The sequence below is a fragment of the Pseudomonas sp. SGAir0191 genome, assembly GCF_002812565.2.
GTDB classification, from domain to species: Bacteria; Pseudomonadota; Gammaproteobacteria; order Pseudomonadales; family Pseudomonadaceae; genus Aquipseudomonas; species Aquipseudomonas parafulva_B.
This window is the reverse complement of sequence record NZ_CP025035.2, coordinates 3,589,324-3,603,010: the sequence shown is the minus strand read 5'-3', so window position 1 is coordinate 3,603,010 and position 13,687 is coordinate 3,589,324. Positions and strand designations below refer to the sequence as shown.

The following is a 13,687-nucleotide window of genomic DNA, read 5'->3' as shown; positions in this document are numbered from 1 at the left end:
GACACGGCAAGCCACCCTGGGGTGCTTGCCGTGCCCGGCATCAGAAGTCCAGGGTGAGCCCTGCATACAGCGCACGGCCGTCGCCGGGTGAGTGCAGTGACGCATCTGCTCCATCTGGGTCGTACCAGACGTACTCGTAGTAACGGTTGGTCAGGTTCTTCAACTGCAGGTCCGCGCTTATGGTTTCGCTGAGTTTGTACGTCGCCCCGAGGTTCATCAGCACGTAGCCGCCATAGGTACCTTGGGTGTTCTCCCGCTCCAGGTAGTAGTTGCTCTGCCCGTTCGCCCAGGCAGTGAGCTGCAGCTTTGGAGTAGCCTGGTAGCTGATGCCGGTATTCCACAGGTGATGTGGCACGTGATCGATTTCCTGGCCCTTGCTACCTGGTAATGCGCTGCTGGGCTCAAGGATCTTGGAGTACTGCCAGGAGTACGACATCCATACCTCGGTGCGTTCATCCGGGTGCAGGTTGACCTGCAGGTCGTAGCCCCAGCGCCGTGTCTCACCGACATTGTCCGACTCCCCACTCGGGTCGTTCAGGCGCCGGCTCACTTCGCCAGAGGCGTCCTGGCGCCAATAGGCCACACGGCCATCGACCCAGCTGGCCGGGGTGAACTTGACGCCGGTTTCCCAGCCTTGATTGATCGAAGGGGACAGGTCCTCGTTGCGCGGCGGCACCTTGTACGCGGCCGCACCGGTACCGACCTGGAAGGTGCGACCCCAGTTGGCGTAAACGCTGGCAAGCTTCCATGGCGAATAGACAATGCTGAGCTTGGGCTGCTTGATCAGCCCGTAGTCGTTGATGTCGTAGCCCTGTCCGGTCATCTTGTTGGTGAAGTCACCACTGATCTTGTCCACCCGGTAGGCCGGCACGATCTTGAGCGACTCCAATGGCTCGATCTCTGCCTGTACGTAGGCACCGACTGTGTTGAAGTCGAAGTCCTGGTCACGGGTCTGGGCCTGACGCACCCGTCCCACCGTGCGATAGCGCTCGCTGCGGTTCTGCTGCTTTTGCACATCGCTGCCACCTTCCAGCGCAAAGGCGTTCAGCCAGTGCACGTGTGGTCGCCAGGTCAGCGAAGTAAGGGCACCGTACTGATCCTCAAAGGTATCGCGCTCCTGCTGTGAGCTGCTGCGCCAGTACTGGGTCCAGCGACGGTCGTCATAGGTGTTGAGGTAGGTCTTGGCCGACCAGGACAGGGTCTCGGCCAGGTCAGTGTCCAAGTGCACGCTGACCTGGTTCATTCGCCGCGTGCCTTTGTCCGTGGCGTTGTAGTCATTGGTCATGCGCGGATGATGGCGGGCGTCGTCCTTGGTCAAGTATCCCGCTTCCTGGGCTTCGGACTCGTAGTGACGCGCGATCAGACCAAGGCGGTAGCTGCCATCGTCATGGGTATAGAACCACTTGCCGCCGAAACTGTACCGTTCGGTGTCGGCATGGTCGCGGTAACCGTCGACCTGCTGACGGGCGAAGAAGTAATTCTGCGTCCAATTGCCGGTCTCGATGCCCTTGGCCAGTTGCACTTCGCGGGTGTTGAAGCTGCCGTAGCGCAGGCGCGCTTTGTTGTAGTTGCCGCCGGTGCGGGTGTTGATGTTGACGTTGCCGGCAATGTTGTTTAGCCCATAGCGCGGGTCGCTGGTGCCGCGCACCACTTCGATGCTGTCGATGTCCAGGGGGAACACCGCGTCGATGAAGGGCATGTTGCCGTCATTGGTGTTGCTGGGGATGCCATCGATCAGCAACTTGACAGCATTCACTTCGCCTTCGCCATTGAAGCCGCGAAACGACAGTTTGCCCGAGGTGGTGCCTTGGTTGAACTCGGTGAGCATCACCCCCGGTGCCCGGCGCAACAGCTCCCAGCTGTAGGCGACTGGCAATTTTTCGAGGATATCACCGCCTAGAATATCCACCGAACTGAGCACGCTGCTGGTGGCCAGCGGGCCGCTTTCGGTGCTGGTCACGCTGACCGCACCGAGGGTTAGCGTCGAGTTCTCGGCAGAGCGTGTTTCGGCAACTGCCGATGACAAAGGGCTGAGGCTGTAAACAGCGAGCACGGGCAGGACGGCGCGTGCGGTATGACGAAACGCAGACATGAAGTGTTTCCTGAAGACAGTCGAGCAGCGCTGCGCACCGCATGTCGCGGGGCAGCAATGGGTAAGCAACGACGGGTCAGGCCAGGGGAGAGGCGCGGGGGTTGAGCTTGGGCCACTGTTCACGCGGCAACGGCAGCTTGTGGCTGTCACCGAGCAGCAGTGCGTCGGGCCAGTAGCGGGGGAACAGGTGGCGACAGTAGTCGCTGGCCAGCAAGGCATGCCCGGCATGGCCACAGCAGCAGTCACCCGCCTGATGCTTGATTGGCGGCTGATCGTCCAGTTGCGGCAGGTCGGCCTTGAGCTGGGCCAGCAGTGACTTGGGCAAGCTCTGCGCACCGTGCAGGCTGCAAAAGCTTCCCAGAATCAGCGATTGGCTGTCGATGCTGGGGGATTGCAAGGCACGATCGAGCGGCATCGCCAGCAGGTTGAACAGCACGGCAATGCCTGCAAGCAAACACACAAGTGAGCGTGCACGTACGGTCATCTGACCCCCAGGCGATCAAGGCCCGTATTAAGCCTCATTCGCGATCAGGTATGAAATGTCGCTGCTGCGCCCTATTGTCGCAGGGCGCCCGCCTGGGCGAGGCACCTGTTATTTGCCGCGAATCAGGCGCCGCAGTGCAAAGCGGTTGGGGTGGCAGGCTTCGGCGACCGTTCGCGGTACCGGCAGCGGTTCGCCGCAGACCCAGGCCGCCACCAGTTCTGCGCTGAGCGGCGCCGTGATCAGGCCTCGCGAGCCGTGGCCGCTATTGACGTACAGGCCCTCAAGCCAAGGGCACGCCACCTGCGGTACTTGTCGCGCGTCCCGGGCAAGCGCTGCATAGGCCTGGGCAAAAGCGTGGTCGTCGGCCAAAGGCCCGACAATAGGCAGGTAGTCCGGGCTGGTGCAGCGGAAAGCGGCGCGGCCTTCGAGCGCCTGCGCATCGAACCCCGCCGCGCCAAGACGGTGGGACAGGTCAGGGGAAATTTCGTCCAGCAGCGCCAGGTTGCCCTCGTGTTCGGCCGCCGTGGGGGTCAGGTCAGTGCTGTGGAAATCGAAGCTGGCGCCCAGGGTGTGCTCGCCGCATCGCGCGGGCGCCACATAGCCTTGCGCGCACACCACGGTGCCCAGCGCCCGGCTTTGGGGTGTTGCGGGCAGTCGGGTGACCTGGCCACGAATACGCTTGAGCGGCAAGCCGGCGCACGGTTCGAACCGTTTGACCTCGGCAGCACTGGCCAGGATCATCACCGGCGCGTCGGCCTGCAACTGGTCACCGGCCCAGGCCTGCCACCGCCCCGCGACTTTGTGCAGCGACAGCACCTCCTGGTGCGTGACCAGGCGGATGTTGGGATGCTCAAGCTGCTGGCGGCACAGGGCGGGCGGATGCACCCAACCGCCTTCGGGATAGAACAGCCCGCCTGCCGGTAGGGTGATGCCGGCGGTGGCCTGGGCCTGCTCCTGGGTCAATGCGTGCACAAGACCGGGGCCGAAGGCCTGCACCAGCTTGCCCTGGCGCGCCGCTTCCTTGTCGTCGAAGGCCAGTTGCAGGACGCCGCAGGCGTCCCAGTCCTCGCCGCGCTGAAGGTGCTCAAGCTGACGGCGGGTGTAACCGAAACCGGCGAGAATCATCCGGGACAACGCCGTGCCGTGCGCCGATAGCTTGAGGTACAGCACCCCCTGCGGGTTGCCGGACGCTTCCTGCGCCGCTGACCCATGCCGCTCCAGTACCGTGACCTGCCAGCCGCGTCGGGCCAGGCTTGCCGCCGTGCAGCTGCCGGCCAGCCCGGCACCCACCACCACGGCCTGTCGCGGCCCATCACCTGCCGGCGGGCGGGCATACCAGGGCGCTGTAGGGGCAGGGGTCGGGCCCACATACACCCCGCTCATCACTTCCCACTTCTTGCCGATGCCAGGCACCTTCTTCATGGCAAAACCCGCCTCCACGAGGCTGCGGCGTACCCAGCCGGTGGTGGTGAACGTACCCAGCACGGTACCGGGGTGGGACAGCCGCGCCAGTTGCGCGAACAGTGCCGGGGTCCACATGTCGGGGTTCTTGGCAGGGGCAAAGCCATCGAGGAACCAGACGTCGACCTGGGCGTCGAGCTCCGGCAATTGCTCGAGCACATCACCGATCAGCATGGTGAGGGTGACGCGTCCACCTTCGAAGGTGAATTGCTGATACCCCGGATGCACCGCCACGTATTGGGCCAGCAAAGGCTGGCTGTAGGCGGCCAGCTCCGGCCACAGACTGATGGCACGGGCCAGGTCATCGCGGGCCAGGGGGAATTTCTCGACGCTGACGAAGTGAAGCCGGGCATCTGCGTGGGCGTGTTGCGCGAACAGTTGCCAGGCGCAGTAGAAATTCATGCCGGTGCCAAAGCCCGTCTCGCCGATGACCATGCAGGCCTCAGGCGCCATTGCAGTGAAACGTTCAGCCAGGCGGGTTTGTCCGAGAAACACATGGCGGGTTTCATCGATGCCTTCATTGACGGCGAAGTACACGTCATCGTAATGCCGCGAATGAGGGCGGCCCTGTTCGTCCCAGTCGATCTGGGCGTGCTGGAGCGGGGGAGTTACGGTCATGGCAGGTGCACAGCGACAAGCGACTGAAGAAGTGGCGATAGTCGCATGACTGGGGCTTTCTTGCAGCCCGAGCTCCCAACCCAGGTGGGCTTTTGCGCTAGTCTTGTCTATCCATTGAAGGAGCCCGTGCATGTTCGAATCTGCCGAAATTGGTCACAGCATCGACAAGCAAACCTACGACGCCGAGGTACCCGCCCTGCGTCAGGCACTGCTCGAGGCCCAGTATGAGCTCAAGCAGCAAGCGCGTTTTCCGGTCATTGTGCTGATCAACGGCGTGGAGGGGGCCGGCAAGGGAGAGACGGTCAAGCTGCTCAACGAGTGGATGGACCCGCGCATGATCGATGTGCTCACCTTCGATCAGCAGACCGACGAGGAACTGGCGCGTCCACCGGCCTGGCGTTACTGGCGCGCCTTGCCGCCCAAAGGGCGCATGGGGGTGTTTTTCGGCAACTGGTACAGCCAGATGCTGCAGGGGCGCGTGCATGGGGTGTTGAAGGACGCGGTCCTGGACCAGGCCATCAACGGTGCCGAACGCCTGGAACAGATGCTGTGCGATGAAGGCGCGTTGATCATCAAGTTCTGGTTTCACCTTTCCAAGAAGCAGATGAAGGCGCGGCTCAAATCCCTCAAGGACGACCCCTTGCACAGCTGGAAGATCAGCCCGCTGGATTGGCAGCAGTCACACACCTACGACCGCTTCGTGCGCTTCGGGGAACGTGTGTTGCGCCGCACCAGCCGCGATTACGCACCTTGGCACATCGTCGAGGGAGTTGACCCCAATTACCGCAGCCTGGCCGTCGGGCGCATCCTGCTCGACAGCTTGCAGGCGGCCCTGGCCAATAACCCCAAGGGCAAGCACGTGGGCAATGTCGCGCCGCTTGGACGCAGCATCGACCAGCGTAGCCTGCTGGGTGCCTTGGATCTGAGCTTGCGTCTGGACAAGGCGGACTATCAGGAGCAACTGGTCACCGAGCAGGCGCGCCTGGCCGGTTTGCTGCGTCACAAGCACATGCGCCGTCATGCCTTGGTAGCGGCCTTCGAAGGTAATGATGCGGCCGGCAAGGGCGGTGCGATCCGGCGCGTGGCCGCTGCCCTGGATCCGCGTCAGTACCGGATCGTGCCCATTGCCGCGCCTACCGAAGAAGAACGCGGGCAGCCTTACTTATGGCGTTTCTGGCGGCACATTCCCGCGCGTGGCAAGTTCACCATCTTCGACCGTTCCTGGTATGGCCGGGTGCTGGTGGAACGGGTCGAAGGGTTCTGCAGCCCTGTCGACTGGATGCGCGCCTATGGCGAAATCAACGACTTCGAAGAGCAACTGGTGAATGCGGGCGTAGTGGTGGTCAAGTTCTGGCTGGCCATCGACCAGCAGACCCAGCTCGAGCGCTTCGAGGAGCGTGAGCAAACCCCGTTCAAGCGCTACAAGATCACCGAGGACGACTGGCGCAACCGCGACAAATGGGACGACTACAGCCAGGCCGTGGGCGATATGGTCGACCGCACCAGCAGCGAGATCGCGCCCTGGACGCTGGTTGAAGCCAACGACAAGCGCTGGGCACGGGTCAAGGTTCTGCGCACCATCAACGAAGCACTGGAAGCGGCGTTCGCCAAGCACAAGAAGTAGGCCGGGCTCGTACACCTGACATGAATGTGGGCTTGGGCAGCACAGCCGCGATCCGGTGTGTTGCCCGCATCATGCCCCCACAGAATGACGTGATGAATTCTTTTCCCGGCAGGGCTGCTCAGCTTACCTGCGCAACCCCGTAGAATTCAGCCACCCCCACCACGGATCTGATCGAGGACACCATGCACACCACCTCCGGCCGTTGGGTTCACGGCCTGCTGCTTGCCCTGCTGACGGCATTGCTGTGGGGCATCCTGCCGATCAAGCTCAAGCAGGTGTTGCAGGTGATGGACCCGTTGACGGTGACCTGGTATCGCCTGCTGGTGTCCGGTGGGTTGCTGTGCGCCTGGCTGACGGCCAACCGCCGCCTGCCGTCGTTCGGCCGGCTCACGCCCAAGGGCAGGGGCCTGGTTGGGGTGGCGGTGTTGGGCTTGATGGGCAATTACGTGCTGTACCTGATCGGCTTGAAGTTGCTCAGCCCTGGTACCGCGCAGCTGGTGGTGCAACTGGGGCCGGTGCTGCTGCTGGTGGCCAGCGTGTTCGTGTTTCGCGAGCGATTCAGCGTAGGGCAGGGGGTGGGGCTGTTGATCCTGCTGGCAGGCTTCGGGCTGTTCTTCAACCAGCGCCTGGAGGAGCTGTTGACCTCCCTTGGCGCCTACACCACCGGTGTGCTCACCATTGTGCTGGCCACCAGTATCTGGGTGTTCTACGCCTTGAGCCAGAAGCAGTTGCTGACGGTGTGGAATTCGCAGCAGGTGATGATGGTGATCTACCTGTGCTGCGCAGCGCTGCTGACGCCTTGGGTGCAGCCGCTGGAGGTCTTGCAACTGAGCCCCGTACAGGGCTGGCTGCTGCTGGCGTGCTGCCTGAATACGCTGGTGGCCTATGGCGCCTTTGCCGAAGCCCTGGGGCATTGGGAGGCTTCCCGGGTCAGTGCGACGCTGGCATTGACGCCATTGGTGACGTTCGTGGCGGTGGCACTGGCTGCGCTGGCGTGGCCTGATTATGTGCAGGCCGAGCAGATCAACCTGTTGGGGTATGTAGGGGCCGTGGTCGTGGTGGCAGGCTCTGCGCTGGTAGCGCTCGGGCCTTCGCTGGTGGCGGGATGGCGGGCACGTCGTGCCCGGCTGGCGCAAGTGTCCTAGGTGTCCTAGGTGTTGGGGGCGGGTAACACTTAGCTGGCCCAGATGCGGTGCAACGCAGTTGCTTGCACATCAAATGCGCAAGCCTTCTTGGCGTTGCCAAAAAAAGGGGCCACGCAGGCAGCCCCCCAACACCTCAACCCTTGCCACCCGGCGCCAGCATGTTTTCAGGCTTTACCCACTCATCGAACTGCTCGTTGGTCAGGTAGTCCAGCTCAAGCGCTGCCTCACGCAGGGTCTTGCCCTCACCATAGGCTTTCTTGGCAATCTCGGCAGCCTTGTCGTACCCGATATGCGGGTTCAGTGCCGTCACCAGCATCAGCCCCCGCTCCAGGTGTGCGGCCATCTGCTCGGCATCTGGCTCGATGCCCGCCACGCAATGCTCCTGGAAGTTGCGGCAACCGTCTGCCAACAATTCGATGGACTGCAGCAGGTTGTGGATGATCACCGGCTTGAACACGTTCAGCTGCAGATGCCCCTGGCTGGCGGCAAAGCCGATGGTGGTGTCGTTGCCCAGCACCTGGCAGGCCAGCATCGACAGCGCCTCGCACTGGGTTGGGTTGACCTTGCCGGGCATGATCGAGCTGCCGGGCTCGTTGGCGGGCAAGCGCACCTCGGCCAATCCCGCACGGGGGCCTGACCCGAGCAGGCGCAGGTCATTGGCGATCTTCATCAAGGCCACCGCCAGGGTTTTCAGCCCCCCAGCCAGGCTGGTCAGCGGCTCGTGCCCGGCCAGCGCTGCAAACTTGTTGGGCGCGGTCACGAAGGGTAGCCCGGACAGGGCAGCCAGCTCGGCAGCGATGGCTTCGGCGAAGCCCTGGGGCGCATTGAGGCCCGTGCCCACCGCCGTGCCGCCCTGGGCCAGCTCATACACCGCCGGCAGGCTGGCGCGGATGGCGCGCTGGGCATAATCGAGCTGCGCCACGAATGCCGAAACTTCCTGGCCGAAGGTGATCGGCGTGGCATCCATCATGTGCGTACGCCCGGTCTTGACCAGGCGATGGTGCCGGGCCGACAGCTCGGCCAGGCCCGAGGACAGCTCGGCGATGGCCGGCAGCAGTTGCTCGTGCACGGCCTGGGCGGCTGCGATGTGCATGGCGGTGGGGAAGCAGTCGTTGGAACTCTGGGAGCGGTTGACGTGATCGTTGGGGTGCACCGGCGACTTGCCGCCGCGCACCTGGCCGGCCAGTTCGTTGGCGCGACCTGCGATCACCTCGTTGACGTTCATGTTGCTCTGCGTGCCACTGCCGGTCTGCCAGACTACCAGTGGGAATTGATCGTCATGCTTGCCGTCGAGGACCTCGTCGGCGGCCTGCTCGATCAGCCGGGCAATGTCGGCGGGCAGGGCGCCGTTGCGGTCGTTGACGCGGGCAGCGGCTTTCTTGATCAGGGCCAGGGCATGCAGCACGGCGAGCGGCATGCGTTGCTGGCCGATGGCGAAGTTGATCAACGAGCGCTGGGTCTGGGCGCCCCAGTAGGCGTGCTCAGGAACTTCGACCGGCCCAAGGCTGTCTGTTTCGATACGGCTCATGCTGCATTCACTCCCTTGTCAGTCAGAATCAGCAGTTTAGGCCCTCATGCGACCTGGCGGTTCAATCGCCTGTCGTGCTACTTGAGCAGCTCGCCCTGGCGGGCGCAGAATGCTCGCTCTGAGGTACCGCCTCCCCCCTCCTGAAGGAAATGCAATGACCCGTCTTCGCGTCCTCTGTGCTGCAGTCGCCCTGGCTTGCGCCAGTGGCCAGGTCCTGGCCGCCACCGCCAGCCACAACGCCGCTGCCGAGAAATTCCTGACCCTGGCCAATGCCGACAAACTGGGCACGCCGGTGTACATGCAAGTGCAGCAGATGTTTGCCCAGCGCTTCGCCCAGACCAAGGCGCCTGCCTCCAAGCAGCCCGTACTGGAAAGCTACCAGGCCAAGGCCAACGCCGCGCTGGACAACGCCATCGGCTGGAACAAGCTCAAGCCCAAGATGGTCGACCTGTACACCCAGACCTTTACCGAGCAAGAACTCAAGGACCTGGTCAAGTTCTACGAGTCGCCCCTTGGCCGCAAGGTGCTGCGCGAGATGCCCAAGGTCACCCAGCAATCGGCTCAGCTGACCCAGCAGACCCTCGAACCTGCGGTGCCGGTGGTCAACAAGCTGCTTGAAGACATGACCAAGCAGCTGGACCCCAACTATGGCAAGGCAGCCGCGCCAGCCAAGAAGTGAGCACGGCCATGAACATGCAACAGCGTATCGAACAGCAACTGGCAAGCCTGACGCCTCAGCACCTGCAGGTGCTCGATGAAAGCCACATGCACAGCCGTGGTCAGCAGACCCACTACAAGGCGGTGATCGTGAGCGATGTGTTCGCAGGCCTGAACAGCGTCAAGCGGCACCAGAAGGTGTACGCGACCATGGGTGAGCTGATGAGCCAGATTCATGCGCTGGCCATTCACACCTATACCGGCGATGAGTGGGCGCAGGTCGGCAGTGCGCCGGCATCGCCTGTATGCGCCGGCGGCGGGCACTGAAACCTTGCTGTTGTTCTGGTAGAATCCGCTTCATCCCAAAAAGGGGCTGCTGCACAGCCCATCGCAGGTCCGCCAGCTGCTTCAGGTAAACCCACTGCGTTGACGCACCGGGCACCTGAAGCGGCAGGCGTGCCTGCGGTGGGCGTGCAGCGGCCCTTTGTTCATTGTGTAGCCCGGTCCGCCCCTTACGAGGGCAACCACCTGGAGAACCTGATTCATGTCACACCCTATCGTCGTCGCGGCGCTGTACAAGTTCGTCACCTTGCAAGACTACGTCGAACTGCGCGAGCCGCTGCTCAAGGCCATGCTCGACAACCACGTCAAAGGTACCTTGCTCTTGGCCCATGAAGGCATCAACGGCACCGTGTCAGCCACCCGCGAAGGCATCGACGGCCTGCTGGCCTGGCTGCGCAGCGACCCGCGCCTGGTGGACATCGACCACAAGGAGTCGTACTGCGACGAGCAGCCCTTCTACCGTACCAAGGTCAAGCTCAAGAAAGAGATCGTCACCCTGGGCGTGCCTGGGGTCGATCCCAACCAGGCGGTGGGCACCTACGTCGAGCCCAAGGACTGGAACGCGCTGATCAGCGACCCCGAGGTACTGCTGGTCGATACGCGCAACGACTACGAAGTGGCCATCGGCACGTTCAAGGGGGCCATCGACCCCAAGACCGAGACGTTCCGCGAATTTCCCGACTACATCAAGGCCAACTTCGACCCAGCCCGCCACAAGAAGGTCGCCATGTTCTGCACCGGCGGCATTCGTTGCGAAAAAGCGTCCAGCTATATGCTCGGTGAAGGGTTCGAGGAGGTCTATCATCTCAAGGGTGGCATCCTGAAGTACTTCGAGGAGGTACCTGAGGAACAAAGCCTGTGGGAGGGCGACTGCTTCGTGTTCGATAACCGCGTCACGGTTCGCCATGACCTGAGCGAGGGTGAATACGACCAGTGCCACGCCTGCCGTCATCCGATCAATGCCCAGGAGCGTACCTCGGAGCACTATTCGCCAGGTGTAAGCTGCCCGCACTGCTGGGATTCGCTGAGCGAGAAGACCCGCCGCAGCGCCATCGACCGGCAGAAGCAGATCGAGCTGGCCAAGGCCCGCAACCTGCCGCACCCGATTGGCCACAACTACAAAGCCGAGGCTTGATCCATGTCTGCGCGCCTGATCTACGTGATGGACCCGATGTGTTCATGGTGCTGGGGCTTCGCCCCGGTGGCCAGTGAGCTGATCGATCAGGCAAATCAGGCGGGCGTGCCGACCCATCTGGTAGTCGGCGGGCTGCGCAGTGGCAGTGCCGCGCTGGACGGCGCCACCCGCAAGTACATTCTCGAGCATTGGCAGGCCGTGGCCGAAACAACGGGGCAGCCTTTCACGTTCGAGGGCGCCATGCCCGACGGCTTTGTCTACGACACTGAACCGGCCTGCCGGGCACTGGTAGCGGCCCGCGAGCTGGACGGCGAGCGCCTCTGGCCCCTGCTGGCAGCCATACAGTCTGCGTTCTATGAAGGGGCTCATGACGTGACCACCGCCCCGCATCTGGTGGAACTGGCCGAGCAGGCGGGTTTCGAGCGCGGGCTGTTTGCCGAGGTATTCACCCGCGTCGAAACCCGCGCTGCGACCGCGGCGGATTTCGCCTGGGCGCAGGGCTTGGGCATCGCAGGGTTCCCGACCTTGCTGGCTGAGCGCAATGGTCAGCTGGCCTTGCTGACCAACGGTTATCAGCCGCTTGAGCGTCTGCAACCGTTGCTTGGCCGCTGGCTGCAGCAGGCCGCCAGTGCTTGATGTGCCCGGGTCGCCCGACCCGGCGCCGTCTAAGCCGGTGGGCTCGGCCGACCGGTTGAGCTGGTCGGAAATCCGTCGCCTTGCCCTGCACCATAAAAAGCAGCTGTGGACGGCGAACCTGATTGCCGTGCTGGCAGCGTGTTGCAGTGTCCCGATTCCATTGTTGCTGCCGCTGCTGGTGGATGAAGTGCTGCTTGGGCATGGCGATGCCGCGCTCAAGTGGATGAACCAGCTGTTGCCGTCTGGCTGGCAGGTCGCAGCGGGCTATATCGGCCTGATGTTATGCCTGACCTTATGCCTGCGCCTGGCGGCACTGGCGTTCAACGTCATCCAGGCCAGGCTGTTCGCCGGCTTGGCCAAGGACATCGTCTACCGGCTACGCATTCGCCTGATCGAACGGCTCAAGCGTATTTCCCTGAAAGAGTACGAGAACCTGGGCAGCGGCACGGTCACCACGCATCTGGTCACCGACCTGGACACCTTGGACAAGTTCGTGGGTGAGACCCTAAGTCGCTTTCTGGTGGCCATGCTCACCCTCACCGGCACGGCCGCCATCCTGCTGTGGATGCACTGGCAACTGGCGCTGCTGATCCTGTTGTTCAACCCGCTGGTCATCTACTTCACGGTGCAGTTGGGCAAGCGGGTCAAGCACCTGAAGAAGCTCGAGAACGACAGCACGGCACGCTTCACCCAGGCGCTGGCCGAAACGCTCGATGCCATCCAGGAGGTCCGCGCCAGCAACCGCCAGGGCTATTTCCTCGGTCGATTGGGCGTCAAGGCCCGCGAGGTGCGCGACTACGCCGTGGAGTCGCAGTGGAAGAGTGACGCCAGCGGCCGTGCCAGCGGGCTGCTGTTCCAGTTCGGCATCGACATCTTCCGCGCAGCGGCCATGTTGACGGTGTTGTTCTCGGACCTGTCGATCGGTCAGATGCTTGCCGTCTTCAGCTACCTCTGGTTCATGATCGGCCCGGTCGAGCAGTTGCTGAACCTGCAATATGCCTACTATGCCGCGGGCGGTGCGCTCAATCGCCTCAATGAGCTGCTGGCACGCGCCGACGAGCCCCAGTACCCGGCGGCCAGTGACCCCTTCGCCGGGCACGCCACGGTGGGCATCGAGGTCCGGGACCTGTCCTTTGCCTACGCCGACGAACCGGTGCTGGACAACCTGAACCTGGCCATCGCACCCGGTGAGAAGGTGGCCATTGTCGGCGCCAGCGGGGGCGGCAAGAGCACGCTCGTGCAGCTGCTGCTCGGGCTGTACAGCGCAGATGCAGGCACCATTCGCTTCGGTGGCGCCACCCTGCAGGAAATCGGCCTGGAAACCCTGCGTGAGCAGGTGGCGGTGGTGTTGCAGCATCCGTCGCTGTTCAACGACAGCGTGCGGGCCAACCTGACCATGGGCCGGGACTGCACCGACGATGCCTGTTGGCAGGCATTACGGATCGCCCAGCTCGACGCCACCATCGCCGCGCTCCCTCACGGGCTGGACAGCGTGGTCGGGCGCTCGGGTGTACACCTGTCCGGCGGCCAGCGTCAACGGCTGGCCATTGCACGCATGGTGCTGGCCGAGCCCAAGGTGGTCATCCTGGACGAAGCCACCTCTGCGCTGGACGCTGCCACCGAGTACAACCTGCACCAGGCGCTGGCGCGTTTTCTCAAAGGTCGCACCACACTGATCATTGCCCACCGCTTGTCGGCGGTGAAGCAGGCGGACCGGGTGCTGGTGTTCGACGGCGGTCATGTGGCAGAGGACGGTGACCATCAGCAGCTGATTGCCGAGGGTGGGTTGTACGCCAAACTGTATGGGCACCTGCAGCAGATCTAAGGGCTGTGTGAAATGGCTGGAGACGACGGGCAGGCGGGGCTGCTTGTAACACCACCTCACCGAGTATCGTAATGCGGTTCACTTAAGATCGTTAGGGCCGCTGCGCGGCCCATCGCGGCCGGTCCGGCGCCCCGGCGAGG

The 13,687-nt window shown here is 63.4% G+C and carries 11 protein-coding genes; 7 read left to right on the top strand and 4 right to left on the bottom strand.

The features are described from left to right. Positions 1-40 precede the first annotated feature (40 nt). The 3 genes from CWR53_RS16075 to mnmC all read right to left on the bottom strand — a co-directional run bounded on the left by CWR53_RS16075 (position 41) and on the right by mnmC (position 4,655). Entirely contained in the window at positions 41-2,092 is a 2,052-nt protein-coding gene (locus CWR53_RS16075; protein WP_100852039.1) for a TonB-dependent receptor, read from the bottom strand. Positions 2,093-2,168: 76 nt separating this feature from the next. Next, positions 2,169-2,576 carry a DUF2946 family protein gene (locus CWR53_RS16070; RefSeq protein WP_058605627.1) on the bottom strand — a complete coding sequence of 136 codons (408 nt, stop codon included), beginning with the start codon at positions 2,574-2,576 and terminating at the stop codon, positions 2,169-2,171. Positions 2,577-2,684: 108 nt separating this feature from the next. Then, positions 2,685-4,655: a bifunctional tRNA (5-methylaminomethyl-2-thiouridine)(34)-methyltransferase MnmD/FAD-dependent 5-carboxymethylaminomethyl-2-thiouridine(34) oxidoreductase MnmC gene (gene mnmC / locus CWR53_RS16065; protein ID WP_100852038.1), complete on the bottom strand. Its 1,971-nt coding sequence runs from the start codon at positions 4,653-4,655 to the stop codon at positions 2,685-2,687. A 130-nt stretch (positions 4,656-4,785) separates the two neighbouring features. On the opposite strand from mnmC, the gene pap reads away from it, so the two are divergent. After that, positions 4,786-6,279 carry a polyphosphate:AMP phosphotransferase gene (gene pap / locus CWR53_RS16060; protein WP_100852037.1) on the top strand — a complete coding sequence of 498 codons (1,494 nt, stop codon included), beginning with the start codon at positions 4,786-4,788 and terminating at the stop codon, positions 6,277-6,279. 182 nt (positions 6,280-6,461) lie between these two features. Then, positions 6,462-7,424, top strand: coding sequence for a DMT family transporter (locus CWR53_RS16055; protein WP_100852036.1), 963 nt, complete (start codon positions 6,462-6,464; stop codon positions 7,422-7,424). Between the two features lie 133 nt (positions 7,425-7,557). Here CWR53_RS16055 and CWR53_RS16050 read toward each other — a convergent pair whose 3' ends face one another. After that, positions 7,558-8,952 carry a class II fumarate hydratase gene (locus CWR53_RS16050; protein WP_058605623.1) on the bottom strand — a complete coding sequence of 465 codons (1,395 nt, stop codon included), beginning with the start codon at positions 8,950-8,952 and terminating at the stop codon, positions 7,558-7,560. A 154-nt stretch (positions 8,953-9,106) separates the two neighbouring features. Here CWR53_RS16050 and CWR53_RS16045 point away from each other — a divergent pair, with 154 nt between their 5' ends. The 5 genes from CWR53_RS16045 to CWR53_RS16025 all read left to right on the top strand — a co-directional run bounded on the left by CWR53_RS16045 (position 9,107) and on the right by CWR53_RS16025 (position 13,547). Further along, positions 9,107-9,631: a DUF2059 domain-containing protein gene (locus tag CWR53_RS16045; protein WP_058605622.1), complete on the top strand. Its 525-nt coding sequence runs from the start codon at positions 9,107-9,109 to the stop codon at positions 9,629-9,631. A gap of 8 nt (positions 9,632-9,639) precedes the next feature. Next, positions 9,640-9,936 (top strand): BolA family transcriptional regulator, encoded by a 297-nt coding sequence (locus CWR53_RS16040; protein ID WP_058605621.1) that lies wholly within the window; start codon positions 9,640-9,642, stop codon positions 9,934-9,936. A 217-nt stretch (positions 9,937-10,153) separates the two neighbouring features. After that, on the top strand, positions 10,154-11,086 hold the full coding sequence (locus CWR53_RS16035; RefSeq protein WP_058605620.1) for a rhodanese-related sulfurtransferase: 933 nt from the start codon (positions 10,154-10,156) through the stop codon (positions 11,084-11,086). A 3-nt stretch (positions 11,087-11,089) separates the two neighbouring features. Beyond that, on the top strand, positions 11,090-11,722 hold the full coding sequence (locus tag CWR53_RS16030; protein WP_100852035.1) for a DsbA family protein: 633 nt from the start codon (positions 11,090-11,092) through the stop codon (positions 11,720-11,722). After that, a complete protein-coding gene (locus tag CWR53_RS16025) occupies positions 11,715-13,547 on the top strand; it encodes an ABC transporter ATP-binding protein (RefSeq protein WP_100852034.1) in 1,833 nt (610 codons plus the stop codon). Before CWR53_RS16030 ends, CWR53_RS16025 begins: the two co-directional genes overlap by 8 nt. The last annotated feature ends 140 nt before the right edge of the window (positions 13,548-13,687 follow it).